The following is a 26,359-nucleotide window of genomic DNA, read 5'->3' as shown; positions in this document are numbered from 1 at the left end:
ACCGAGGTGTCGGTGCGGCACGTCCGCTGGGTGAATCCCCTATGCACCATGCGAAAAAGAGGCTGCGGTAAAGCCAATCAAGTGTGGATGCAATCGTATGCAACTACTGCAATATCGAAGCCCTTCGCCTGCCCTTACATCCGCCGTATTGACCGACATATCGGAGCGGATATAGACCAAGTACGCCAGTTCCTGAGAGATGCAGCGAAAACCTTGTCTTTTAGCCAAAGCAATTCGCACGGAAAAGGGTAAAGTGAAGGTGAACACCAATTGCTTCGAGAGGCCCCACCATGAGCGCTCCTATGAACACCAAAACACCGCCCCACAGCAGCCAGGCAGCTGAGAGCAAATTCCAGCTCCTGCTGTTCCGACTCGGGGACTCGACCGGCAGCGAGCGTAGCGAGCTATTCGGCATCAATGTGTTCAAGGTGCGCGAAATCGTGGTGGCGCCTGAAATCACCAGCATCGTGAATGCCCCCCAACACGCCCTCGGACTGGCCAATGTGCGCGGGCAATTGATTCCGGTGATCAACCTGCCTGCACTCGCAGGCTGTGTGCCGAAAACCGATTCCAAAATCGTGCTGGTGACCGAGTTTGCCCGCACAACCCAGGCGTTTCTGGTGGACGAAGTGGTCGAAATCATCCAGCTCGACTGGAAGCACCTGATCGCCTCTGACAACAACAGCTCCGGCTTGCTCTCAGGCGTTGCCCGAATCGATGGCGATGCCACAGACTCCCGCTTGGCACAGGTGCTCGATGTGGAGCAAATCATCCGCAACGTGTTCCCCAACAGCCAAACAGAGTCCTCTAGCAACATCCAGAAAATCAAGCTGCCCGAAGGCTCCACCATCCTGTTTGCCGACGACTCCGCCATCGCCCGCATGCTGGTGGAGGAAAGCCTCAAGTCCATGGGGGTTTCTTACGTGGCCTTCAAAAACGGCAAAGAAGCGTGGGATCGTCTGGCCCAGATTCACAGCGATGCGGTCGCCCACGGCAAGCGGGCCAGCGATAAAGTCGCGTTGGTGCTGACCGATCTGGAAATGCCCGAAATGGACGGCTTTACCCTGACCCGCAGCATTAAAAACGACAACCGGTTCGCGGGCATTCCAGTCATCGTGTATTCATCCCTGACCGGCAGCGCCAGCGAGGGCCATGCCACTGGCGTGGGCGCTGACGCCTATGTCGCCAAGTTTGAGCCCCACGAGCTGGCCGACGCCATCAGCACAACGCTGAGCCGGGGCTGATTTCAGGGCCGCAACCGCTGCAGGGGCTAGCGCAAGTGCTTGTAAAGCCGGGCCTTGAACAGCTCGGCGATCGAGGTCTGCCGTGAGCCGGGCACCAACTCAAACGGCTCACCGGCACGCAGCTGCCCGGGCTCATCAACCGCCAGATAAAAGCCACAGTGACCACTCATCGCCATGGCTTTGACAGCGCCTGCAAAACCCATCGCCGCATTGAACTTGAAACAGGGTTCCCGCGGCTGCACCACCCGCAGCGCGCAATCGGCAAAGCGCAGCACATCGCCCACCCACACCTCGTTTTCCATGAGGCCTGCCAGCGTCAGGTTCTCGCCCATGGAGCCAAAGGGCAAGCTGTCATCGAAACCGCTGGCGCCAGCCGCCCGGCGCGCTTCTTGCCAAAAACCGTAGTGCTCCGAGGGGTAGGCATACACCGCCTTGTCCAGCCCGCCGTGCACTGAGGGGTCCGCCTGCTCATCTCCCAACAAGCCTAGCGGCGTCACCGGGGTGGGCCCGTCAACCGGGGTTTTGTGGATCGCCGTCAGGATGCTGCGGCCCTGGATCTGCACCTTGCGGGCGAGGCCCACCTGAACACTGAGCAGCTGTCGCGACATGACTGGGCCCTTTAGAGTTGTTGGTAAACCGTGTGGCCGCTGCGGCTGGAGTACTTGGTTTTGGCGTCCATTTGCTCCACCTGCACCGCCGCATGCCGGCCGGCATACACCTGCTGGCGGAGCCAGTCGAACTCGGTGTGCAGCGCGGCATCGTCGTTCAGGCGGGTGGCCCACACACGTTGGTCTCCGTTCCAGCGATAGCCGCGGGCCTTGAGCAGGTCTTTCGCCTCAAAAGGGGCGTTGGTTGCGCTCAATCGATAGCTAGGGTTACCGGCGGCATAGAGCAGGTGTGCAAGGCCCGTCTGGGTGGCGTCAGCACCGGCCTTTGGCAACGGGGCAGCCAGCACTGCCAACAGCGCATGGCAATCCATCTCGGCCCGGTGGGCGTCGTAAAACAGGCCCAGCTCCGCTGCAAGGCTCTCCAGCTTGGCGGAACCGCGCCCTTGGGCTTTCCAATCGATGTCGGCAAAGGAGCATGCCCACGCCAGTCCGGCAAAAGCGGGTAGCCGCGCCTCGACAAACGGGCGGTCAAATCCTGCGTTATGGGCGATCACCACATCCACACCCTGCATCAGCTCGGCAATGCGGGCCTCGTCTAGTGCCTGGCCTTGCACCTGGGCATCCTCAATGCCGGTAATGGCAACTATCTCAGGGGGAATCGGCTTGCCCGGGTCTTCCAAGCCGTCATACACCTGCACCGGCCCGACCGGCAGCCCGGTTTCGGTATCGACCGAAACCCGCAGCAGCGCGAGTTCGATAATTTTTTCTTTGGTCTGGTCCAGCCCGGTGGTTTCTGTATCCAGCACCAGGATGGTTTTCACGCCGCTGTGCGCCTCGCCGGGCCACTGCAGACAAGGCTTGAGACGGCGCTGCACCTTGTAATCGGCATGAGCCTCGAGGGCGCGGGCCATGGCCTCGGCGTCCATCAAGGGGGCCTGGGTGGCGGGCACTGCTTTGGGCGTTTTTGCGGCCGAAGCCTTGGGGCTGCGGCTGGCGCGTTTGGGTGGATCGAGGTCCAACGTGGGCAGATCAGCCAAAAAAGCGAAGCCGAGTTGGGGGTTAAAAGCTTGGGTCACGGTGCGCCTGAGAAAAACGGGAATCCCGTTGCCGGGAGAGGCCGACATTATTGCCCCTATCATCCCCCGCACCCTCTTGAAGTCCCTCTGAATCTCGCTATGCAAATCACTATTCTTGTCGGCACCGTCAATGGCAACGCCCAAAGCGTGGCCGAGGCGCTCCAGTTTTGTGCCGACGATATCGGCGCCACCATCGATGTCCTGCCGATGGACGGCCTCGACATCACCGTATTCGACACACCCGGCACCTTCATCATCTGCACCTCCACCACGGGCGCCGGTGACGTGCCGGGCAATGCAGTGGGCTTGCTCAACAGCCTAGATGCACAAGCCAAATACCTCGGGCACGTGCGCTATGGCCTGGTTGCGCTGGGCGATAGCAGCTATGGCGACAGCTTTTTGGGCGGCGGCAAACAATTCGACACCAAGTTGCAAGACCTGGGTGCCCGCAAAATGGGCGACACCTGTGTGCTAGACGCCATGGAAACCATGACCCCAGAAGACGATGCCGTGGCCTGGCTCCAGGGCTGGGCGGTCGAGTGGGCGACACTTAAGTAACATATATGCTGCTAACGCTGGCAGAATAAGCGCCTCTAGCTTCTTTTTTGATAGCAAACCATGCCCCTTCAAGCCGCACCCCCTGCACAGCGCCTGCGCCCTCTCAAGGGCACCCGCATCCTGAGCCTTGCGCTCAATCTGCCCGGCCCTGCGGCGCTGATGCGCTGTCGCGACATGGGGGCGACCTGCATCAAGCTGGAGCCACCCGCACCGGCAGGCTCACGGGCAGGCGCTTCGGGCGATCCGATGGGGCTTTACAACCGCACGGCTTACGACGTCATGCACCAGGGCATGCGGGTGGTTGCCGCGGACTTGAAGACCGAAGCCGGTCAGCGCGCCCTGCACAAAGAGCTGACCAAGGCGGATGTGCTGCTTACCTCCTTCCGCCCCAGTGCCCTCAAAAAACTGGGGCTGGAGTGGAAAGCCCTGCGCAAACAATACCCCGGGCTGTCGATGGTCGCCATCGTCGGGGCGCCGGGCGCCCGCGCAGAAGAGCCCGGGCACGACCTCACCTACCTGGCGGAAAACGACCTCGTCACCGGCCTGGAAATGCCCCCCACCCTGTATGCGGACATGGGCGGCTCGCTGATGACCAGCGAAGCGGTGCTACAAACCCGCATCCTCAGCCAAGCCAAAGGGAAAGGGGTTTTCCTTGAAATCGCGCTGTCTGATGCTGCGGGCTACCTCGCGCTGCCGCGCAGCTGGGGCCTGACCCAAACAGGTGCCGCCGTGGGTGGTGGCCATGCCGGATACCGGGTCTACCCCTGCAAAGACGGAAGAGTCGCCATGGCGGCTTTGGAGCCCCATTTTTCGAGCCGCTTGGGCGCGGCGGCCGGTCTGCGACAATCGCACCCCTTGGCGATGATGACCCCAGAGGCCCACGCCACTGTGGCCGCCTTTGTGGCCGGCCAGACCCGCGAGCAGCTAGACCTGCTTGCACACACCCAAGATATACCGCTGTTCACGCTGGCTTGAGCCTCTCGGGCCGGCGCAGCCCACTTTGCCAGACCTGATGACTGTTGCCCGCCTACCCGCTCTTACCTCGTTCCGGCTGATTGATATTTTGAAAGTGATTGCTGCCCAATGCATCGTGCTGCACCACTTTTCGGCCTATGGCCCGCTGTCAGAAGCAGCCTCGAGTGCTTTGCCCGAGGTATTTGAGTGGCTGTACGACAACGCCCGCATCGCGGTGCAAGTGTTTCTGGTGGTTGCCGGCTATCTGGCAGCCCGCAGCTTCGCCCTCACGAGGCGGCCGGCCAGTAGCGTGTTCAGCGCGGTCTGGCAGCGTTACCAGCGTCTCGCCCTTCCCTTTGTCGCGGCCTTGCTGCTCACGGTGGTGTGCGCGGCCATCGCCCGGCCTTACCTGTCGGCCGAGGTGGTGCCGGCTGCGCCTACCCTGCCCCAGTTGCTCGCCCATGCCAGCCTGTTGCACAGCGTGTTGGATGTCGAGTCTCTGTCTGCCGGTGTCTGGTATGTGGCCATCGACTTTCAGCTCTACGCCACCCTGGCCCTGGTGCTGTGGCTGGGCGGTGGCAAGCGCTGGCTGAGCCTTGCGCTGGTGGCGTTGCTGTGTGCCGCATCCCTCACTTGGTTCAATGCCGATGCGGATTGGGACATCTGGTCGGTGTACTTTTTCGGGGCCTACGGCTTGGGCGCCTTGGCCTGGTGGGCAGGTTTGCGCGCACGGCACGGCTGGTATGCGGTGGCGCTGTACGCCACGGCCCTCAGCGTCGGGTTGGCGTCACTGGCCATCAATTTTCGCGAGCGTATTGCCCTCGCCATCAGTGTGTCGGCCTTGCTGGCCAGCTTCGGCACCTGGCAACTGCGCCTGCCGCGCTGGCTCGACGCGGCAGTGAGCCTGCTCAGCCGCACGTCGTATGCACTCTTTTTGGTCCACTACGGCGTGCTCTTGCTGGCCAATGCCGCTTGGGCTGAAATCGGCTCCGACGATGGTGATGCAGCCCTCTTGTTCATGGCCGCCAGCTGGTTGGTGGCGCTGGGTACCAGCCATTTGTTTCATACCCAGGTGGAACAACGCATCGCCCTCTGGCGCAGTGCGCCTGGCAGCGGCGTAGCGCCTCAGAGCGCCAAGTAAAATCTACCCCTTCAACATCTAGAAAGACTCGCTATGGGCGCGCAATGGAAAGCAAAGGGCAAGGCCCTGGTGGCCGATGCCAAAGGCCGGCTGTTTACCAAGCTGGTGAAAGAAATTACGGTAGCCGCCCGCGGCGGCGCGGACCCGGCTGCCAACGCCAAGTTGCGCCTGGTGGTGGAGCAGGCCCGCAAAGTTTCCATGCCCAAAGACACGCTGGAGCGCGCCATCAAGAAAGGTGCCGGCCTGACAGGCGAGGTCATCAACTATGAACACGTTATCTACGAAGGCTTTGCCCCGCATCAGGTAGCGGTGATGGTGGAGTGCCTGACCGACAACGTGAAACGCACCGCCCCTGAAATGCGCGTGTTGTTCCGCAAAGGCCAGCTGGGCACCAGCGGCTCGGTGGCATGGGACTTCAACCACCTGGGCATGATCGAAGCGGCCCCTACCGCCGCCGACTCGGATGCCGAAGTGGCTGCGATTGAGGCCGGTGCGCAAGACTTTGAAGCCGGTGATGAAGAAGGCAACACCGTGTTCTACACCGACCCGGCTGACTTGGACCTGGTGGCCCGCGCCCTGCCCAACTTCGGCTTCAACGTGCTGTCGATGAAGCTGGGCTACAAAGCCAAAAACCCTGTCGACCCCACCAGCCTGAGCGCCGAAGCGCTGGAAGAAGTGGAAGCCTTCCTGGCCGCCATCGACGGCAACGACGACGTGCAAAACGTCTACGTGGCGCTGGCGGGTTGAAGCAGCTAACTGCCGCCACCCTGGCGGCACTCTGGGCGGCAGGGCTGGGTTGGGGCATCTACCAACACCGCCTGCCGCCTTTGGTTTTGGGGCTCGCCCTTGCGCTAAACGCGGCTACCTTTGGCGCTTACTGGTTGGACAAGCGCGCTGCCCGCGCCCGCCATTGGCGCATTCAAGAAAAAACTCTGCATTTGCTGGCCTTGGTCGGTGGCTGGCCCGCTGCGCGACTGGCGCAGCAGGTGTTACGACACAAAACCGTCAAGCCCGGTTTTCAGGCGATGTACTGGCTGACGGTGTGGGTGCACCTCGCTGGACTGGGCGCCTACGTGTTGTGGGACCGAATCAAACCGCTCCTGAATTCATAGCTACTCGCGCATATTTCACGGGGGCCAGAGGCAGATTTGACTTAAATTACTTCGATACATTCTTACCTGGACACTTTTGCTTATCTTCCGACCAGCCGGAAACTCGAAACGCGATTCGTAGTTGTGGCCCGCTATTCACGATAGTTGCACTCCTACCAGCTTCTTCCTCGTGGCAATACAAAATAGTTTCTTGAATTCCATCAAGTCGATTTTCTTTACGTACATAGCGCAACTTCCGAAGGGCCTCCTCCGCCTGACCAGCTATCTTCCCGGCATCAATTCCTTCAAAATCTATCGCTAATGAAAAAGCCGAATCTTTAGCTAACTCACTCGTGGCTGGGCGCACGGGTACAAATAGCGAAGTCTGGAACTGAGCCAAATCTTGCTTGATTGCTGGCATACGCTGGGAAACGCTGTCGGCGCAAGCGACAACTAACGAAATTAAGGGAACAAGAAGAAACCAGCGAAAGAAGGAACGCATCATCTCTTTACTCCTGAGATTACTTTCCAAGAATAGCCAGCGCTGCCCGCTGGTGATGGCGCTGACCCGGTTCAGGCTGTTGAAGGTGCGGCTGGTGGCCCAGGCGATGGTGTTGTTGACTAAGCGAGTACGCCTGCTACTGAATTCGTAGCTGCTTGCGCAACGTTGATGGGGGCTATCGGCCAATTTGATAAAAAATTCTTTTATGAAGAATATTTTGGAGACCATGCATGCACATGGATTCGGTCACGCTGCACACAAGATTCGGGACAGCTCGACAGCCCTTTTATCAGGGGACACATTTTTCACCTAGTTTGAAAAATTTCAGCTTTAGTGCACCATTTCCAAGTAGTTCAGGTGCAACCTTTTGAACTTCTGATTCGATTAATGATTTGCAACTGGGATCTTCCAAGCACTGCCTAACCTGCATCACGTTAGCACTTGCATAAATCTGTACTGAGCACAGCGCTTTTGCACCATTTCCAGCTTCAACGGCTTTGGCTATATCGGCATGGACATCATAAGAACCCATAGCATTTAGGGCATTTATAGATTGAGCTTTTAAATCACCGATTCGAATCGCTTCTTGAAATCCCGATTTCCGACCTACAACAAAAGCCAAGAAAACAATCACTACAAAACAAATAAAGATTGCGATTTTTTTCATAACTATCGTCCAGGAGGGGTTAGGCCAGGAGGTGGTCCACCTTGATATGACGGATCGAAACCGTACTGAATGCACTTGCAAGTTGTGGTCTTTGGATCGAAAGCGCTACTTTGATTTGCGTTTGGTCCAGCGGTAAACGTTTGACCGTCGCATGTTGTGCATTGAGACAGCAAGCAAATCCTTGCTTTTTTTAAATTATCTTCAGCCTCGCAATTTCTCAGACCAAGATAGCAAAGCATATTTTTAGTTGTTTCTGCGCCAGCCTCTTGTTGCTCTTGTTGTTGCTTAGTTCTTTCTTGTGTGTCCTTCGGAAGTTGGCCAGGAGGGGGCAGCGATTTATTTTTACCGAAATTCTTTGGAGTTACTCCTGCGAGCCCCTCAGGATCAATCGCCCAAAGCGCATTCCCAACTACATACCCAAACCGCGACCATCCCCCCTCCAACCCAATCGGGTCCGGCTGTGTATACCGCCCTTGGTTCGGTTGGTAGTTGCGGAAGTAGTTGTAACTCAGCTTAGCCTCATCATCCCAGTACTGCCCCGGGAACCTCAGATTGACGGGGAAGCTCGGGCTGGTGGCTTGCAGGAGTGTGGGCTGGTTGGTGAGGGCGGCTTTGGGGTTGGTTGTGGCTTTCAGGATGCCGGTGGGCTTGTTGTCCCCGAATGCGGAGTAGGCCCATTGCCACACCACCTTGTTGGTGTCGTCGGTGATGCTTCTTGGCGTGCCCAGGTGGTCGGTGTGGACTGCGTAGAAGCGGTTGTTTTTGTAGAGCCCGATGAGTTGCGCTGTTCCTGTCTCGGTGGGCAGGTAGATGTATTCCAGTCTCCCGGTGCTTGTGGTGCCGCCGTTGCCGTATTCACCCAGCAGGTGGTAGCTGTTGATGGGTCCATCGCCGTACACATAGCTTTGCCCCAGTGTGGCGTTTTGTTGGGCTTGGGCGAAGAGCCAGCCAAAGTTCTTTTTGAGCCAGGTGATGAAGTCTGTGCCTAGTTCTTGTTCGCTGGGTGCGGTTTGCGCTACCTGCGGTTCGCTCTTGAAGACGCGTTGGCCTGCTGCGTTGTGCAGGTAGGTGACTTTGCTGGCTTCGTCTGCATCGCCCACTTGCACTTGAGTGAGGCGGTTGCTTGCGTCATAGCTGAATGTTCTCAGCCCGTCACTGGTCAGGTTACCGGCTGCGTCCAGGCCGTAGTTGACTTGGGTGCTGGTGCTGCTGGTGACCGGTTGGCCTTTGGCGTTGAGCCTCTTGGTGGTGTTGGTCTGGCTCCAGCCCAAGAGGCGGTTGCTGTCGTTGGCGATGGTTTGGGTTTGGGCGGTCGTTCTTTGCAGGTCTGCTGCATCAAAGTCCCCATCCAAATCGGTGTCGCTGGTGGTGGCCTCAGTGCCGCTTAAGCGGTTGCTGTTTTTGTCATAGGTGTAGCTGATGCTGCTGCCGGGGCGGGTGAAGCTGGTTAAACGGTCGCGGTTGTCGTAGCCAGCGGTCCAGCTTAAGGGGACGGGGTAATAGCTGGCGGGTACTGCCGGTACTGCTGGTGTGGTGGCGGTAGCTGGCACTTCCGGCACCGCAGCTTGCAGGGCCCAGAGGTTTTGGGTGATACCGGTGATGCGGCCTGCGGGGTCGTAGCTGTAGGTCGCAAACTCATTGCCCGTCATGCGGCCGTTACTGTCGAAGCTGCGGCTGGCTGTGTCGCAGTTGGCGGTGCTGGCGGCGGTTTTACCGTTGCCGGTCAGGCAGTTCCAGTTCCAGCTCTTGGGCTGGTTCAGGGCGGTGTACGTCAGGTTGGTTACCCAAGGCAGCACCGGTTGGTTCTTGCCCGGTTCTTGCACGTCCACTTGCGTGATCTGCCCCACTTGGGCTCCGGTACCCTGGCGGTAGTTGACGGTGAGCCCGCTGGGGTAGCGGATGCTGGCTACTTGCCCGCCGGGGTGGTAGGTGTACGCGGTGGTGTACGTGCTGGGGTTGGCCGGGTTGTCGTTGACGGTTTGGGTTTTTTGCAGGATGCGGCCCAAGGCGTCGCGGGTGTAGCTGGTGCTGCCGCTGGCGTCTGTCATTTGCACCAGGTGGCCTGCTGTGTTGTAGGCCAGGGTTTGGGTGGTGCCGTCCTGCAGAGTGATGCCGGTGACTTGGCCCAGGGCGTTGCGGGTGTAGGTGGTGGTTTTGCCTAAGGCGTCGGTTTTGCTGGTGATGTTGCCGGCTGCGTCTCGGACGAAGCTTTGGGTGCCGCTGTCCGGGCTGGTTTCACTCAAGACTTCGCCCCAGGCGTTTCTTTGGTAGGTGGTGGTGATGCCTTTGGGGTCTTTGGCGCTGGTGATGTCGCCCAGGGCGCTCCAGGCTGTTTGGGTGCTGCTGTTGTCGGGCAGGGTGGTGGCCGTGGGGCGGCGCAGGCCATCCAGGGTTTGGCTGGTGGTGTGGTTCAGCGCGTTGGTTTGGCTGGTGGCTTCGCCGTTGGCATCAAAGCCGTATTGGGTGGTGCCTTGGCTGGCGCCCTGCCCGCTGGTGATGCTGCTTACCCGGTTCAGGCTGTTGATGGTGCGGCTGGTGGCGTAGGCGATGGTGCCGCCGGGGTCTTTGAGTTCTTCGCGGATTCGGTTGCCCATGCCGTCCAGGGTGTAGCTGATGCGGTTGCCGCGGTTGTCGCTGGCGGCAATCAAGCGTTGGGCGGCGTCGTATTGGTAGCTCACGCTGTAGCCATTGGGCAGGGTAGCGCTCTCCAGTTGGCCATCGGGCGTGTAGGTGTAGCGGGTGGTTTCCCCTGCCGCGCTGACGCTGGTGATGCGGCCGCGCTGATCATAGGCGTAGCTGGTGACCAGGCCGCCAGGTTCGGTCTGGCTGCTCAGGCGGCCTGCGGTGTCATAGGTGTAGCTGGTGGTTTGGCCCAGGGGGTCGGTGGCGCTGGTGCGCTGGCCTTGGGCGTTGGTGGCGTAGCTCCAGACTTGGCCCAAGGGGTCGGTGTGGGTGGCAACCAGGTTGCTGGGGGTGTAGGTCCAGGCCCAGGTGCGGGTCTGTCCGTTACTGGGGCCGCCGGTGGTGTCTGTCTCGGTTTGGCTCAACACGTTGCCACGGGCGTCATAGCTGGTGTCGGTGGTTTTGCCTGGCACGGTCACTTTAACGGGCAGGCGCAGCGTGGGGTGCCACTGGGTGCTGGTGGTCAGGGCCTCAGGTTTGCCTGCGGCCTGGGTGATGGACAGGGGCAGGCGGCGTGTGTTGTCCCAGGTGTACAGGGTGAGCACGCCGGCGAAGTCGGTCTCGCTGTCGATCAGGCCGCTGGCGTTTTGCACGCGGCTGGCGGCGTCACTACCACCCGAGCCACTGGGTTTGTCGGCACCGGTCACCGTGAGTTTGCCCAAGGTGGTGCCGTACTGGTAGGTGCGGGTGGTGCCCAGGGGGTCGGTGATTTGGGCGCTGCTCCAGTTGCTGGTGGCGGGGTAGCTGACCTTGTAGTAGTCGGCTCCGCCTGCGTAGCCACTCTCGACTGCCCTGCCCTGTGCGTCGTAGACCACGGTGGCCAAGCGCGTACCGCGCTCGTCGATGATGCCGGTCACACTTTGGGGCCAGCGGGTGTCTTCGTAGAGGTAGGTTTTAGACACATTGCCGGGGTAGCCAACGCCAACTATGCGCGAGCTGCTATCGAATGTGTAGCGCACGGTTTGCCCGTCGGGCAAAGTGGCAGTCTCCAGCTGGCCTGCAGCGTTGTAGCTGAGTTGGATGCTGCGGCCAAAGGCGTTGGTGATGCTGCCCAACTGCCCGGCGCCAACGCCTGCATTGATGTAGCTGTAGCTGGTGGTCCAGCCGTTGCGTTCGGTCTTGCTCTGGAGCTTGCCTGATGCGTCGAACTGCCAGGTGCTGTCGTCGTCAGTGAGATTGAGGGTGTAGCTGCTGGGCAGGCTTGAGCCACCCAGGGTGGTGGTGGCGGTAATGGTGCTGGAGCCTGTGCTGTCTTTGAATTGGTTGGTGCCGCTCACCGGTTCGAAGAGCCGGATGGAACCGTTGCCTTCTGTCAGGCGGATGGAGGTGACTGCGAGCAAGGCGTTCCCGCCCGCTGCACCAGCGTTGGTTTGCACGCTCAGGCTGCTGCTGTGGTTGTGGGCCCAAGCTTGGCCCAGGCCGGGGTTGGCGGCAAACCCTGCAGCACCACTGACGGACCAGCGGCTGCGGTAGGTGCGGGTGAGGCTTAAGGGGTGCGGGCCGGTGTCGGTGTAGTCGCTGTGGGTGTAGAGCTTTTCGCCGGTGGCGGGGATGATGGGTTTGGCGGTGCACATCCCGGCTTGAGGACTGCTTGTCGATTCAACTTCCACATTCGACAGGTCAACTGAACAAGTCTGCCAATCGCCAAAAGAGATCAATGTAGCGCCGCCAAGGGAGGGGGGGTTGGTGTAAAAGTACTTATTGCGGCGTTGCTCTTGGCCATCGCTTACCCGCCGCTCAACCTCATATGTAGCGTTAGAGCCGCAGAGGTATCCATCAGGAAATAGCGACAGGCACCTTCTAACTTCGACCTCGTGTGATTCGTACCTCGCTTTACCTTGAGCATTTAGCGCTCCCTCAAGAGCATTACAAGTCGCGGCTAGCGCGCCAGATGGGAGTAAGCAAAATACAAACAAAGTCCTCGCTAGGTATAGAGGGCTGGAACTGCCTTCCGGTTTTTTTAATACCGCCAAGCCAAACTTAGTTCGCATTAGATACCTCCCGCAATTAACGTTTTGCGTCGAATCATAGGAGACGTTTTCCCAGGACAAGCGATGCACTGGCCGGTGAATTTGTTCTATTGTGTTACCACCCTCGAAAGGGTCGGTTCAGTCGGATGAGTCTTTCACTCGCCCAAATTCCACGACGGCTAGAGGCAGATTTGACTCAAATCTGCCTCTGCACACCTATCAGGAAGCCAGCTCCAGCGGCTTGCTCTTCCAGATCTTGTCGGCATATTCGCCGATCGTGCGGTCCGCAGAGAACGGACCCATGGCGGCTACGTTGCGCAGGGCCATGACGGACCACGCTTCCTTGTTCTGGTAGGCAATGTCCACCTGCTCTTGCGCGGCGATGTAGGCAGCGTAATCGGCCAGCAGCAGGTAGTGGTCGCCCCAGTTCACCAGCAGGTCGTAGATGCTCTGGAAGCGGCCGGGCTCGTCGGGGCTGAAGGCGCCATCGCGGATGGCTTCCAGCACAGCATTCAGCTCGGGGTTGCCCTCAGCGATCGCGCGTGGCTGGTAGCCGGCCGCGCGGGTGGCGGCCACCTGCGGCGTGGTCAGGCCGAAAATGAAGATGTTGTCGGCACCCACGTTCTCCAGAATTTCGACGTTGGCGCCATCCAGCGTGCCGATAGTGAGCGCGCCGTTGAGGGCGAACTTCATGTTGCCGGTGCCGGATGCTTCGGTACCCGCGGTAGAGATTTGCTCCGACAAGTCAGCCGCCGGGATGATGCGCTCGGCCAGGCTCACGCTGTAGTTGGGGATGAACACCACCTTGAGCAGGTTGCCAACGCGCGGGTCGTTGTTGATCACGCTGGCCACGTTGTTGATGAGGTGAATGATCTGCTTGGCCATGTGGTAGGCCGAGGCCGCCTTGCCGGCAAACACCACCACGCGAGGCACCGTCACCGAGCCGGGGTTGTTGATGATGCGCAGGTAGCGGGTGACCACGTGCAACACATTGAGCAGCTGGCGCTTGTATTCATGAATGCGCTTGACTTGCACGTCGTACAGCGCATCGGTGGGGATGGTCAGGCCCATGTGGGCCTGCACCCAGGCAGCCAGGCGCTGCTTGTTGGCGAGCTTGGCACCCTGGAAAGCGTCGATCACCTTGGGCTGCGTTAACACCGCGTTCAGGCCGCTGAGCTGGGTCAGGTCACGGCGCCAACCGGTGCCAACCTGCTTATCCAACACCGCCGACAAAGCGGGGTTGGCCTGCGCCAGCCATCGGCGCGGGGTGATGCCGTTCGTTTTGTTGTTAAAGCGCTCGGGCCACAAATTGGCAAAGTCGAAGAAGATGCTTTCCTTCATGAGCTCCGAGTGCAACGCTGATACGCCGTTGACCGAGTGGCTGGTAATGACAGCCAAGTAGGCCATGCGCACACGGCGCTCCCCGGCCTCGTCCACCAAGCTCACCTTGCGCAACAGCTCGGGGCTGCCGCCGCTCAATGAAATCTGGTGCAAAAACTGGGCGTTGATGTCGTAAATGATTTGCAGGTGGCGCGGCAGGATGCGGCCCATCATCTCCACCGGCCAAGTCTCCAGCGCCTCGTGCATGAGGGTGTGATTGGTGTAGCTGAACACGCCCTGGCACAGGCGCCAAGCGTCCGCCCACGAGAGATGGTGCTCGTCGAGCAGCAAGCGCATCAGCTCGGGGATGGCCAACACCGGGTGGGTGTCGTTGAGGTGGATGCTGACCTTGTTGGGCAGGTTTTCAAAATTGTCGTGGGTGCGCAGGTAGCGGCGCAGCAAGTCTTGCACGCTGGCGCTGCAGAAAAAGTATTCCTGGTGCAAGCGCAGCTCGCGGCCGGAGGGCGTGGAGTCGTCCGGGTAGAGCACGCGGGACACGTTCTCGGAATGGTTTTTAGTTTCCACCGCCGCCATGTAGTTGCCGCGGTTAAATGCCCCCAAATCAATCTCTTGGGTAGCCTTGGCGGACCACAAGCGCAGCGTGTTGGTGGCGCGGGTGGCGTAGCCGGGGATGATGGTGTCATAGGCCATAGCCTGCACGTCGTGACTGTCCACCCATTTGTAGGCGTCACCTTCTTTCACCACATGGCCGCCGAACTGCACGCGGTAGTTCACCTCGGGACGCGTAAACTCCCACGGGTTACCGTGGGTGAGCCAGTAGTCGGGCACCTCGACCTGGCGGCCGTCCACAATGGTTTGCTTGAACATGCCGTAGTCGTACCGGATGCCATAACCAAAGCCGGGAATATTCAGCGTGGCCATGGAGTCCAGAAAGCAAGCGGCCAAGCGGCCCAAGCCCCCGTTGCCCAAGGCAGCGTCAGGCTCCAGCTCGGTGACCGCGTCGATATCCACCCCGAAGTCCGCCAAGGCTTGTTTGACCCGCTCGCGCAGACCCACGGCCAGCATGGCGTTGCTGAAGGTGCGGCCGATCAAAAATTCCATGCTGAGGTAGTACACCCGCTTGGCGTCCTGGGCGTACTGGGCGCGGGTGGTGGTCATCCAGCGCTCGACCAGCTGGTCGCGCACGGCATAGGCGGCGGCGTGCAGCCAGTCTTCAGGGCGGGCAGCTTCGGGGTCTTTGCCCACCACAAACATGAGTTTGTTGGCGATGGAGCGTTTCAGGGATTCGAGGTCGCGCCCGGGCGCATCGAATTCAAATTCCACAGGAGTGCTCATGGTGTGAGAGGTGGTAGTGGTCATTCTTGAATCAACCTTTGGTAAAGGTGGGTGTAGTGCCCGGCGGCGGTAGCCCAGTCGAAGGCAAGCTTCATGCCGGTTTGGCGCACGCGGTTCCATTCCGCCTTGCGGTGGTACAGGGCAAAGGCGCGACGTACCGCTTTGCGGTAGGCGGTTTCGTCAAACGCATCAAATACGAAGCCGGTGGCGCTGCGGTCTTCCAGGGTTTCCAGGTCGCTGTCCACCACGGTGTCGGCCAAGCCACCTACGCGGCGCACCAAAGGCAAGCTGCCGTATTTGAGGCCATACATCTGGGTCAGGCCGCAGGGCTCAAAGCGCGAGGGCACCAGGGTCACGTCACTGCCGGCGAATACCCGGTGGGCAAAGGATTCGTCGTAGCCCAACTTCACCGCCACGCGGCCGGCGTGGGTTTTGGCGCGCTCGGCAAAGGCTTGCTCGAGCCAATGGTCGCCACTGCCCAGCACCAGCAGTTGGCCACCGCGGGACACAATTTCGTCCAGCCCGGCCAGCACCAGCGGCAGGCCTTTTTGTTCGGTGAGGCGGCTCACCACGGCGAAGAGGGGCGCATCCGGCTCAATAGCAAGGCCCATGGCGCCTTGCAGCATGGCCTTGTTGATCGCTTTACCTGCCATGTGGCGGGCGTCAAAATTTTGCTCCAGCAAGGCGTCGCTGGCAGGGTTCCACACCGTGTCGTCCACGGCGTTCAGGATGCCGCTCAGGGCATCCCGCCTGGCCATCAGCAAGCCGTCCAGCCCGCAGCCCTGCTCCGGCGTTTGAATCTCGCGGGCATAGGTCGGGCTTACCGTGGTGATGTGGCTGGCGTAAAACAAGCCGGCTTTCATGAAAGAGAGCTGGCCATGGAACTCCATGCCGTGCACATGAAAAGCTTCGCCCGGCAGACCGAGGTCGCCAAAGTATTGGGGGCCAAACACGCCCTGATACGCCAGGTTATGCACGGTAAACACCGAGGGTACCCGCGTAGCGCCACGGTCGGCCCAGAGCTTGAGATAAGCACTGGCCAAACCTGCGTGCCAGTCGTGGCTGTGTACCAGTTGGGCGCGCCACAGGCTGTCCATGCCATGCGCCAGATGTGCTGCCGCTTGGCCGAGTGCTGCAAAACGGCGGTGGTTGTCGCCATAGGGCTGCTTGTTAGCGTCTTCATACGGGTTGCCCGGTCGCTCATACAGACCTGGTGCCATCAGCACATAAGCGCCCTGCTGCATGTCGCCGCGGGCGAGTGCCGGCAAGTCGCCATAGACGACTTCCACCATTTCGCCCCACGGCATCACAAAAGCGCCCACCGGGCTGGGGTTGCGCAAGCCCGCCACGATGGCCGGAAAACCCGGCAGCAGCACCCGCACATCGCAGCCGGCTTGATGCAGAGCCGCCGGCAGCGCACCGGCAATGTCAGCCAGCCCTCCGGTTTTAAGCAGAGGGAAAATTTCGGCACTGACTTGCAGGATGCGCATAGGTTCTTTCTTTTGCAAATGGGGAGACGCGCAGAGACTCAGGGGGTGCTTAACTTCTTGATCATGTCTTTGGTCACCAGCACCACGCCATTGCCGGTGCGCTCAAAGCGTGCCGCATCCGCCACCGGGTCTTCACCGATGACCAGCCCGTCGGGCACCACCACGCCACGGTCAATGACCACACGGCTAAGACGACAGCCACGGCCGATGGTGACCTCGGGCAAGAGCACTGCCTGGTCAATGACGCAGAACGAATGGATGCGCACGCTGCTGAACAACACCGAGTTGCTGACGATGGAGCCCGACACAATGCAGCCGCCCGACACCATGGTGTTGATGGTCTGGCCATGCTTGCCATCGGCATCCTGCACAAACTTGGCAGGTGGCAACTGGCGCTGGCTGGTCCAGATGGGCCAGTTGGTGTCGTAAATATCCAGCTCGGGAGTGACTGAGGCGAGGTCGAGGTTGGCTTCCCAAAAGGCGTCGATGGTACCCACATCGCGCCAGTAAGGCTCGGCGTCCGGGGTGGACGACACGCAGGACATGGAGAAGGGATGCGCCACCGCCCTGCCCTCGCGCACCACGCGGGGAATCACGTCTTTGCCGAAATCGTGGCTGGACTCAGGGTTGGCCAAATCGTCTTCCAGCAGGTCGTACAGGTACTTGGAATCAAAGATGTAAATACCCATGCTGGCCAAGGACACCGCGTCGTTGCCGGGCATGGCGGGTGGATTTGCAGGTTTCTCCACAAACTCGGTGATCTTGCGGGTGCCGTCCACCGCCATCACACCAAAGGCAGTGGCCTCTTCGCGGGGCACTTCAATGCAGCCCACGGTGCAGCCAGCGCCGCTCTCCACGTGGTCTTTGAGCATCAGCGAGTAGTCCATCTTGTAGATGTGGTCGCCGGCCAGCACCACCACGTACTCGGGTTTGCTGCTTTGGATGATGTCCAGGTTCTGGTAGATCGCATCGGCCGTGCCGCGGTACCAGTGCTCTTCGTCTACCCGTTGCTGGGCGGGCAGCAAATCCACCATCTCGTTCAGCTCAGCACGCAAGAAGCTCCAGCCACGCTGCAAGTGGCGCAGCAGTGAATGCGACTTGTACTGGGTGATCACGCCGATGCGGCGGATGCCGGAGTTCACGCAGTTGGAGAGCGCAAAGTCAACAATGCGGAACTTGCCACCAAAGTACACCGCAGGCTTGGCGCGCCGGTCGGTCAGCTGCTTGAGGCGGGAGCCGCGGCCACCGGCCAGCACCAGGGCAATGGTGCGGCGTACCAGCATGTGGGGTTGCATGTGGCGCTCTTGGAGCGCGAGGTTGCGGGCGTTATCAGCTGTGCTCAAAGTTTTGTCTCCTGTCGCTTGTGGTTTGTTTAAATAAGGTGGGCCTGCGCTTCTGCGGCTCAGGTCGTCACGGTCGGTTGGTTCATGCCGGTGAAATGGCGGATGCGTGCCACCATTTCAGCCAGGGCAATCAGCGGCTGCAGCGCTTCCTGGGCGGGGATGTCGTGGCGGCTGGCATCGGGTTCGTGGCGCTCCAGGTAAACGCGCAAGGTTGCGCCCTCAGTGCCGGTGCCCGAGAGGCGGAACACCACGCGCGAGCCGTCGGTCAGCACCACGCGCACGCCTTGTTTTTGGCTCACGCTGCCATCTACCGGGTCGGTGTAGGCAAAGTCGTCGGCAAAGGCGATGGGTAGCCCGGCGATGGAGGTGCCCCCCAAGGTGGGCAAAGAAGCACGCAGGTCGCGCATGAGTGCGTCTGCCTGCTCGGTGGGAATACCCTCGTAGTCGTGGCGCGAATACACGCAGCGGCCGTATTGCGCCCAGAGCTCTCGCACCAGCACCTCGACCGACTTGCCACTGGCTGCAATCAGGTTAAGCCAGAACAACACCGCCCACAAACCATCCTTCTCGCGGACGTGGCTGGATCCGGTGCCGTAGCTTTCTTCGCCACACAAGGTAACTTTGCCGGCATCCATCAAATTGCCGAAAAACTTCCAACCGGTGGGGGTCTCGAAACACGGAATGCCCAGCGCCTTGGCTACGCGGTCCACCGCAGTAGAAGTGGGCATGGAGCGCGCCACACCGGCAATACCAGACTGGTAGCCCGGCACCAAGGTTGCATGGGCTGCGATCACGGCTAGGCTGTCGCTGGGTGACACCACGAACTTGCGACCCACAATCATGTTGCGGTCCGCGTCGCCATCGCTGGCGGCGCCCATGTCAGGCGCATCGGCTGCGAACAAATGGGCGATCAGGTCTTCGGCATTCACCGGATTCGGGTCCGGGTGCAAACCACCGAAATCTTCGAGTGGCGTGCCATTCACCACGGTACCTGCGGGTGCACCCAGTTCGCCCTCTAGCAAGGCTTTGGCGTAGGGGCCGCCCACAGCGCACATAGCGTCATAACGGAGCGTGAAGCCGCCTGCAAACAACTTGCGGATAGCGTCAAAGTCAAATAGGCCGCGCATCACTTCGGCGTAATCCGACACAGGGTCAATGACTACCACCTCGGTACTGCCGATGTGCTGGCTGCCCATAGTGTCCAGGCTGATGTCGGCCGTATCCATGGTGCGGATTTCGCGAACGACCTTGGTGCGCTCGAAAATCGCATCGGTGACCTTTTCAGGCGCGGGGCCCCCGTTGGCCACGTTGTATTTGATGCCGAAGTCGCCATCGGGCCCACCGGGGTTGTGGCTGGCAGACAGCACGATGCCGCCACTGGCGCCATGGCGACGGATCACCGCACTGACAGCAGGCGTCGACAAAATACCGCCCTGCCCCACCAGCACACGGGCATAGCCCTTGGCTGCAGCCATGCGCAAAATGGTTTGAATGGCCACGCGGTTGTGGAAACGACCGTCGCCCCCCACCACCAGCGTCAAGCCTGCAGCATCCGGCAGCACATCGAACAAGGCTTGGACAAAGTTTTCCAGGTAACGGGGCTGCTGGAACACGGTAACTTTTTTGCGCAAACCCGAAGTACCGGGGCGCTGGCCATCAAAGGGCGAAGTAGGCAGTGTGATGCGTGGCATGGTGGTGTGACAGAGGTGGAAATACGGTTAAAGAAAGGGTTACCAAGTCAAAAGCATGAGGCTGTCTGCCTGCAGCGTTATGACATTGCTAACCACCGGGACGCCTTCTGTGGGCGCCTCCGGACGGGCGGAATCCAAAACCACGCGCCAGGCACCTTGCGGTAAGCAAAAGACCTGCTCGTGGGAACTGGGGTTGAGGAGCAGCAACACCGCATCCGGCGTGCCGGCCTGAAGGGCGACCGCCATGGCGCCGCCGTGGGGGGCGTCCCAATCAGCGGGCTGCAAGGGACGGCCGTCTGGCAAGGCCCAAGTAGCTACCGGGCCGCAACCAGTGGACTCTGCACTACTGCGCCACCAACCGCTGGCTTGCAATGCCGGCAGTTGCCGGCGCAAGGCAATCGCGCGGGCCCAGAAAGCGGTTTCGTGTTGGGCCGAAGCGTCCCAGCGCAACCAGGTCGTGGCATTGTCTTGGCAGTAGGCGTTGTTGTTGCCGCCTTGGGTGTGGCCGAGCTCGTCGCCGGCCAGCAGCATGGGGGTGCCCAAGGACAAAACCGTGGCTGCCAGCAAGGTGCGGCGGTGCCGGGCTCGGGCCTCTTGCACCGCAGGTAGGTCGCTGGCGCCCTCGACGCCGTGGTTGACGCTCAAGTTGTGGCCATGGCCGTCGCGGTTGTGCTCGCCGTTGGCCTCGTTGTGGCGTTCGCAGTAGCTCACGACGTCCATCAAATTGAAGCCATCGTGGGCCGTCACAAAATTCACGCTGCTGCGGGCAGCACGCTGCCCGTGGGCAAATGCATCGGCTGAGCCGGCCAAGTGATGGGCCAAGGCACCCCGGCTGGCGCTATGTCGCAGCCATGCGCTGCGCTGGGTATCGCGGAAGCGGTCGTTCCACTCCAGCCACCCGTGCGGAAAAGCGCCCAGCTGGTAGCCGCCGGGCCCGATATCCCAAGGCTCTGCCACCATCAGGCGATTGCGCAGCACCGGGTCTTGGGCCACAGCCAACAACCACGGGGCGTGTGCCTGGAAGCGGTAGCCGGCGTCTTGTGTGCCACGCGCCATGACAGGCGCGAGGTCAAAACGAAAACCATCGACTCCGAAGTCCTGCACCCAGGTACGCAAGCTATCCATCACGGTGCGCAGCACGATCGGGTGGTTGAGGTTGACGCAATTGCCGCAGCCTGTCCAATTGATATAGCGGGCAGGATCTTCAGGCTCCAGGTGGTAATAGGTGGCGTTGGCAATGCCGCGCAGGCTCAGCAGCGGGCCGAACTCATCGGTTTCAGCCGTGTGGTTGTAGACCACATCAAGAATCACTTCCAAGCCTGCAGCGTGCAAAGCATCGACCATGGCACGGAATTCCGAGCGCGGGCTGCTGCCCGGTGTGCCGCTCCAGTAGCGGGGCTCAGGCGCACTCCAGGCAATCGGGCTGTAGCCCCAGTAATTGCTAAGCCCTAGGTGCTGCAAGCGCTCTTCGTCAGCGCGCGCGGCCACCGGCATCACACTCACGGTGGTAATGCCCAGGGCCTTCAAATGTGCAATGGCTGCAGGATGCGCCAAGCCGGCATAGGTGCCACGCAAATGCGGCGGCACTTCGGGGTGCAACTGGGTGAAGCCCTTGACGTGCAGTTCATACAACACCCGCTGCGAGGGATCAATATTTGGCCCCGCGATTGCGGGCGGCAAGGCGCTCACTACCCGGGCTTTGAGCGCGGTGGCTGCGTTGTCCCGCGGGTCGGGTTGCTGCACGCCGCGGGCGCTTTCAGGGGTGTGGGCCCAATGCAGGGCGGATCCGTCGTAACGGCCTACGACCTCCAAGGCATAGGGGTCGAGCAACAACTTGGCTGGATTGAACCGGTGCCCCTGCGTGGGAGCCCAAGGGCCGTGAACCCGGTATCCATACACCATCTCAGCCCCTGCGCCGGGCAATAAACCATGCCAGACCGGCCCAGTGCGCGCCGGCAACGCGATGCGCTGCAGCTCGGTGGTGCCGGTGTCGTCAAACAGGCACAGCTCCACGCGGGTGGCATCTGGTGCCGCCAGCGCGAAGTTCACACCGTCTGCAGTGAGGCTCGCGCCCCACGCAGTGGCAGAGCCCGGCAACAAAGTCGTCAAAGGCATAGAAAGACTCATTCTTCTCCGGGAACGAGCACAAGGCATGCCAAGGGCGGCAAAGTGATAACCAGTGACTGGCCATGGTGGTGCGCCGCCACCAGCTCGGTGCTGCGGGCACCTGAACTCAGGCTACTACCGCCATAAACCCCGTTGTCGGTATTGATGACTTCGCGCCACGCGCCGGCCACTGGCACGCCGATGCGGTAGCCCGGCCGTGGCACGGGCGTGAAATTACACACCACTACCACGACCCGACCGTCCAGGGCGCGACGCTGAAAGGCGATGACGGATTGGGCAGCGTCGTCATGGGCAATCCAGACAAAGCCGTCTGGCTCGATATCTTGCTCATGCATCGCAGGGAACGCGCGATACACCCGGTTCAAGTCACGCACCAGCCTTTGCACGCCCTGGTGCCGAGGGTCCTGCTCCAAGTGCCACGGCAATTGGGCGCCATCGGCCCATTCGGTGGGCTGGGCCAGCTCGCCGCCCATAAACAGCAATTTCTTGCCGGGATAGGCCCACATGAAGCCGTATAGCGCGCGCAGATTGGCGAATTTTTGCCACTCATCACCGGGCATCTTCCCTAGCAAAGACGCTTTGCCGTGCACTACTTCGTCGTGAGAGAGTGGCAGCACAAAGTTTTCTGTGAAGGCGTACATCAGCCCGAAGGTGAGCTGGTTCTGGTGGTACTTGCGGTGCACGCCGTCCATGGACGCGTACTGCAGGGTGTCGTGCATCCAGCCCATGTTCCATTTGTAGTGAAAGCCCAAGCCGCCACTTTGCAAGTCCGGCGACGGCGGCCGGCTCACGCCGGGGAAGGCGGTGGATTCCTCTGCCAACGTAATGGCGCCCGGGCGCTCCGTGCCCACCACATGGTTCATGCGGCGCAGAAACTCGATCGCCTCCAGGTTCTCGCGACCGCCGTGTTTGTTGGGTATCCACTGCCCTGAGGCGCGGCTGTAGTCGCGGTAGAGCATGGAGGCGACCGCATCCACCCGCAGACCATCGATACCGAAGCGCTCCAGCCAGTACAAGGCATTGCAAACTAAAAAGTTGCGCACTTCGGTTCGGCCGAAGTTGTAGATCAGGGTGTTCCAGTCCTGGTGAAAGCCTTCCTTCGGGTCGGCGTACTCATACAGGTGGGTGCCATCAAATTCGGCCAGCCCATGTGCATCACTCGGGAAATGCGCAGGCACCCAGTCCAAAATCACACCGAGGCCCGCGTGATGCGCCGAATCCACAAAGTACTGAAAGTCTTCGGGCGATCCGAAGCGCGACGTGGGTGCAAAAAGACCCAAGGGCTGGTAGCCCCAGGATCCGTCAAAAGGGTGCTCGCTGACCGGCAACAACTCCAAGTGGGTAAATCCCATCTCGCGCGCATAGGGCACCAGGGTGTCTGCCAACTCACGGTAGTTCAGCCACCGCCAGCCGTCGGCCTTGCGCCAGGAGCCCAAGTGGACTTCGTACACACTCAAAGCTTGGTGCAGCCCATTGGCCTTTTGCCGGTCTGCGCGCATCGGCAACCGGGGCGGCAAGCCCGCAACAATGCTGGCAGTGTCAGGCCGGAGTTGGGCTGCAAATGCAAACGGATCGGCCTTGGTGGTGATCGCGCCTTGTGCGTTCCACAGTTCAAATTTGTAGGTATCGCCCTTGCCGACATGGGGCACAAAGATTTCCCACACACCACATTCGCGGCGCAAGCGCATCGGATGACGGCGCCCGTCCCACCCATTGAAGGAGCCGACCACCGAGACACGCCGGGCATTTGGCGCCCACACCGCGAAACTGGTACCGTCAATGCCGCACATCTGGACCGGGTGGGCACCGAGGCACTCGTACGGGCGCAGATGGGTGCCTTCCGCCAGCAGCCACAAATCCATATCTTGGAGGACAACCGGAAAGCGGTAAGGATCTTCCAGCAAGGAAACGCCCGCCTCATGATCCTGCCAAGAGACCTCTAGGCGGTAATCGGGGAAAGACACCGCGCCGGGCAGCACCAGTGAGAAGACATCCGTGCCTTCGTGCCTTTGCAATTCGCCCAGCAGTTGGCCCGACTCGCGATCCATTGCCCGGACCGTGCGCGCAGCTGGATACAGCGCAGTGATTTGCACACCGCCCTCAACCGTATGGGGCCCGAGAATGCTGAAAGGATCGGCATGTTGGGCCCGCATCAAGGCACCCAGGTCGTGGTCTGTCAGCATATGTCTCTCACATTCACCCGTGGCGAGTCCGCGGGCTTGTCATTGGTTTAAATCACAGCTTATTGCATAAGTCTGCAAAAAACCGGTCACCTGATGGCAAGCCGCACCAAAAGCGGAATTTTGTAACCGTTACCACCAATAGTTACCAACATTGTGAAGGCTGCGCTGCCTCCAAAAAGGCTTGCCAATCAGGGTAAACGCTCGACCTGATAGCCCATTCGGCCTAACACTGCGGGCAAACCCCGATCTCCCGCCATGTGCAAACTCCCGACCGCAGCAAATACGCGCTGTCCTGCACGGTGCATCGCGTCAATTTGCTGCGCCATAGCAGGGTTTCGTTGGTCTAAAAGCCGCTGCATCTGTAACTTCTCCATCGGAGTTACCACGCATTCACACCATTGCTGGTAGGTATCGAGGCGCTGCTGATCGCCGGACTCCCACATGCGCACCAGGTCCCGCAGGCTCTGTCGTGCGGTGCCGGCTTCTAGCTCTCGCAAACCGTCTTCGAGCATTCCGGCAGCTTCTGCTGCGCTCGCGGACAGCAAAGCTTGTAACTGCAACTCGACAGTCTCCAGGGATACCACCGGCATGCCACGTTGCCGGGCAAAAAGCGCTAAGTAGGTCTCGGAACCGAATTGCGCATCAAATCCATCCCGGCGTGCCAACGCCAAGGCAACGCCCGACAACAGCAGTTCCGACGGAGTCGTGCCCACCGAATTCACCGGCAGGCACTGCAGTTGCAACTGGCGAATCAAACGCTGCCGCATATCGGGGGCGAGTGGCCACGATGGCGCCTGCGCCAGCGCTACCCCCATGCGACGGGCGTTGTCCGGATCCAGCGGATCGAGCTCCAGCGCCAAGGTGCTTGCGTTGTGCAAAGCGCTTGCCATCGCAGGGCCTGCAGCTAACCAGGTGTCGCGACCTACATGCAAGGTGCCATACAGATAAGAGCTGTGCCCGTCGCGTGTAACGCGCCAGAGAAATCCGCGATCCCGCGCCTGCGCCCGGGATGCAGCGAACATCTCGGCACTCAAGGGCTTGCTCTCTGGCGGGCAGTCTTCCCCGGCGACTGAAGTCAAAACACAGAAACTCAATAAGCAGCATCCCGAGACCCACTGCTTGAAGGTTCGCTTGACGTACCTAGCGTTCATGGACTTTGCGAACCGTTTTACGCAAGCGCTCCACCATAGCCGCCGTAGCTTCATGGCACACATTCAAAGTGACCCTGTTGCCCGCGTTCAAGAACTGGATATCCTGAACACTAGACGCCGCCGCACAAGCGGAGGGTTGTTGCGCGCTTGCAGCACTTAACTCCAGCAACTCTTTACTGAGCTTTTGCATGCGCTGCACGTCGGACACGTAATTGCGCTCCGAGTGCACCACCTCCAGCATTTCAGCCCCTTCCGGCGTGCGAACCAAGCGGCACCGCCCGTAATCTCGAGGTAACACCAGTCTTAGTGAGAGCTTTTTGTCACGGGAAAGTGCCTGCCCATCCACCAGAGTAAAAGTGCGCTTGTCTTGATCAAAGACGAACACTGAATACAGGCCGGTTTTCGGGTTTCGAGGCAAAACATCGACGAACCCATTTCGCAGGGCGCGCACCTCCTCGGGAGCCTTGTAACTCTCGACTTTCACCACGGAACAACGCTCAACCAGGCTTTCCAACGTACTCGACTCGTACTGCTTGATCGCCGTAGGACTGTTGCTGAACTGAATGGGCGCCTGGGCCAAAGCCATGACCGGCAGCAGCAACACTATCGTGAATACCCTGATCATTTTTTGAAAAAAGTCGAAATTTATTGAGAGAATGGCGCCGGCATTTCGCGAGCCATCAAAAACAATAGCTTAGCGCCATCAGGCAGCAGCAACGTGGCTCGTCACCGCCAAACTTTTTAATTCGTCACACACCTACTCATGAAAACCTCCATTCAGTTTCCACAGTCTTCTTCCGGTGCCTACGTGGGCGCCACATTCGCTTGCCTGGGCTTGGGCGCCGGTGGATTTCTACTAGGTCTGTGGAATGCGGAAATGCAACTGAACGAGAGAGGCTACTACTTCACCTTGTTAGCCTTCGGATTGTTTGCAGCCGTTTCGCTGCAAAAGTGCGTGCGTGACAAGCTGGAAGGCATTCCAGTCTCGGGCGCGTATCACGGTATTTGCTATTTGGCGGTGGGCCTATCACTGCTGTTGCTAGGCACTGGTTTGTGGAACGCAACCCTGCTGCTTTCCGAAAAAGGCTACTACGCCATGTCGTTCGTGCTTGCTTTGTACAGCGCCGTCACCGTTCAGAAAAATGTGCGTGACAAAAAGGCAACCGCCGTCGGCAACGACGACGATACCCTGCAATAAACCAATT

Annotated in this window: 20 protein-coding genes; 7 read left to right on the top strand and 13 right to left on the bottom strand. The window is 60.2% G+C overall.

The features are described from left to right. Positions 1-290: 290 nt before the first annotated feature. Positions 291-1,244 carry a chemotaxis protein gene (locus RAE19_RS17560; RefSeq protein ID WP_313876088.1) on the top strand — a complete coding sequence of 318 codons (954 nt, stop codon included), beginning with the start codon at positions 291-293 and terminating at the stop codon, positions 1,242-1,244. Between the two features lie 26 nt (positions 1,245-1,270). Here RAE19_RS17560 and RAE19_RS17555 read toward each other — a convergent pair whose 3' ends face one another. Next, positions 1,271-1,852 carry an MOSC domain-containing protein gene (locus tag RAE19_RS17555; RefSeq protein WP_313876087.1) on the bottom strand — a complete coding sequence of 194 codons (582 nt, stop codon included), beginning with the start codon at positions 1,850-1,852 and terminating at the stop codon, positions 1,271-1,273. A gap of 11 nt (positions 1,853-1,863) precedes the next feature. Next, positions 1,864-2,976 carry a 3'-5' exonuclease gene (locus RAE19_RS17550; RefSeq protein WP_313876086.1) on the bottom strand — a complete coding sequence of 371 codons (1,113 nt, stop codon included), beginning with the start codon at positions 2,974-2,976 and terminating at the stop codon, positions 1,864-1,866. Between the two features lie 51 nt (positions 2,977-3,027). On the opposite strand from RAE19_RS17550, the gene RAE19_RS17545 reads away from it, so the two are divergent. The 5 genes from RAE19_RS17545 to RAE19_RS17525 are packed head-to-tail and all read left to right on the top strand — an operon-like array spanning position 3,028 to position 6,693. Continuing rightward, positions 3,028-3,486, top strand: coding sequence for a flavodoxin domain-containing protein (locus RAE19_RS17545; protein WP_313876085.1), 459 nt, complete (start codon positions 3,028-3,030; stop codon positions 3,484-3,486). A gap of 60 nt (positions 3,487-3,546) precedes the next feature. After that, positions 3,547-4,461 (top strand): CoA transferase, encoded by a 915-nt coding sequence (locus tag RAE19_RS17540; protein ID WP_313876084.1) that lies wholly within the window; start codon positions 3,547-3,549, stop codon positions 4,459-4,461. Positions 4,462-4,498: 37 nt separating this feature from the next. Next, positions 4,499-5,581 (top strand): acyltransferase family protein, encoded by a 1,083-nt coding sequence (locus RAE19_RS17535; protein WP_313876083.1) that lies wholly within the window; start codon positions 4,499-4,501, stop codon positions 5,579-5,581. A 33-nt stretch (positions 5,582-5,614) separates the two neighbouring features. Then, positions 5,615-6,328, top strand: coding sequence for a YebC/PmpR family DNA-binding transcriptional regulator (locus RAE19_RS17530; protein ID WP_313876082.1), 714 nt, complete (start codon positions 5,615-5,617; stop codon positions 6,326-6,328). Then, positions 6,325-6,693 (top strand): DUF1294 domain-containing protein, encoded by a 369-nt coding sequence (locus RAE19_RS17525; RefSeq protein WP_313876081.1) that lies wholly within the window; start codon positions 6,325-6,327, stop codon positions 6,691-6,693. Before RAE19_RS17530 ends, RAE19_RS17525 begins: the two co-directional genes overlap by 4 nt. A 46-nt stretch (positions 6,694-6,739) precedes the next feature. Here RAE19_RS17525 and RAE19_RS17520 read toward each other — a convergent pair whose 3' ends face one another. The 11 genes from RAE19_RS17520 to RAE19_RS17470 all read right to left on the bottom strand — a co-directional run bounded on the left by RAE19_RS17520 (position 6,740) and on the right by RAE19_RS17470 (position 25,758). Further along, positions 6,740-7,402, bottom strand: coding sequence for a hypothetical protein (locus tag RAE19_RS17520; RefSeq protein ID WP_313876080.1), 663 nt, complete (start codon positions 7,400-7,402; stop codon positions 6,740-6,742). 61 nt (positions 7,403-7,463) lie between these two features. Beyond that, positions 7,464-7,841, bottom strand: coding sequence for a hypothetical protein (locus RAE19_RS17515; RefSeq protein ID WP_313876079.1), 378 nt, complete (start codon positions 7,839-7,841; stop codon positions 7,464-7,466). 2 nt (positions 7,842-7,843) lie between these two features. After that, a complete protein-coding gene (locus tag RAE19_RS17510) occupies positions 7,844-12,097 on the bottom strand; it encodes an RHS repeat-associated core domain-containing protein (RefSeq protein ID WP_313876078.1) in 4,254 nt (1,417 codons plus the stop codon). A 615-nt stretch (positions 12,098-12,712) separates the two neighbouring features. After that, positions 12,713-15,169, bottom strand: coding sequence for a glycogen/starch/alpha-glucan phosphorylase (locus RAE19_RS17505; protein WP_313876077.1), 2,457 nt, complete (start codon positions 15,167-15,169; stop codon positions 12,713-12,715). A gap of 20 nt (positions 15,170-15,189) precedes the next feature. Beyond that, positions 15,190-16,659, bottom strand: coding sequence for a glycogen synthase GlgA (gene glgA, locus RAE19_RS17500; RefSeq protein WP_313876076.1), 1,470 nt, complete (start codon positions 16,657-16,659; stop codon positions 15,190-15,192). A 38-nt stretch (positions 16,660-16,697) separates the two neighbouring features. Next, the gene (glgC, locus tag RAE19_RS17495; protein WP_313876278.1) at positions 16,698-17,954 is read right to left on the bottom strand and encodes a glucose-1-phosphate adenylyltransferase; all 1,257 of its coding nucleotides are present in this window, start codon (positions 17,952-17,954) and stop codon (positions 16,698-16,700) included. Between the two features lie 107 nt (positions 17,955-18,061). Beyond that, entirely contained in the window at positions 18,062-19,693 is a 1,632-nt protein-coding gene (locus RAE19_RS17490) for an alpha-D-glucose phosphate-specific phosphoglucomutase (protein ID WP_313876075.1), read from the bottom strand. 39 nt (positions 19,694-19,732) lie between these two features. Continuing rightward, positions 19,733-21,808, bottom strand: coding sequence for a glycogen debranching protein GlgX (gene glgX / locus RAE19_RS17485; protein WP_313876074.1), 2,076 nt, complete (start codon positions 21,806-21,808; stop codon positions 19,733-19,735). Between the two features lie 8 nt (positions 21,809-21,816). Next, a complete protein-coding gene (glgB, locus tag RAE19_RS17480; RefSeq protein ID WP_313876073.1) occupies positions 21,817-24,003 on the bottom strand; it encodes a 1,4-alpha-glucan branching protein GlgB in 2,187 nt (728 codons plus the stop codon). Positions 24,004-24,191: 188 nt separating this feature from the next. Continuing rightward, positions 24,192-25,025, bottom strand: a complete 834-nt coding sequence (locus RAE19_RS17475) for a TraB/GumN family protein (RefSeq protein ID WP_313876072.1) — start codon at positions 25,023-25,025, stop codon at positions 24,192-24,194. A 118-nt stretch (positions 25,026-25,143) separates the two neighbouring features. After that, on the bottom strand, positions 25,144-25,758 hold the full coding sequence (locus tag RAE19_RS17470; RefSeq protein WP_313876071.1) for a hypothetical protein: 615 nt from the start codon (positions 25,756-25,758) through the stop codon (positions 25,144-25,146). 159 nt (positions 25,759-25,917) lie between these two features. Between RAE19_RS17470 and yiaA the strand changes: the two genes are divergently transcribed. Next, positions 25,918-26,352 (top strand): inner membrane protein YiaA, encoded by a 435-nt coding sequence (gene yiaA, locus RAE19_RS17465; RefSeq protein ID WP_313876070.1) that lies wholly within the window; start codon positions 25,918-25,920, stop codon positions 26,350-26,352. Positions 26,353-26,359: the final 7 nt, after the last annotated feature.

Origin of the sequence: Rhodoferax potami (assembly GCF_032193805.1) — a bacterium.
In the GTDB taxonomy this organism is placed as follows: Bacteria; Pseudomonadota; Gammaproteobacteria; order Burkholderiales; family Burkholderiaceae_C; genus Allorhodoferax; species Allorhodoferax potami_A.
This window is presented reverse-complemented; position numbering and strand designations above follow the sequence as displayed.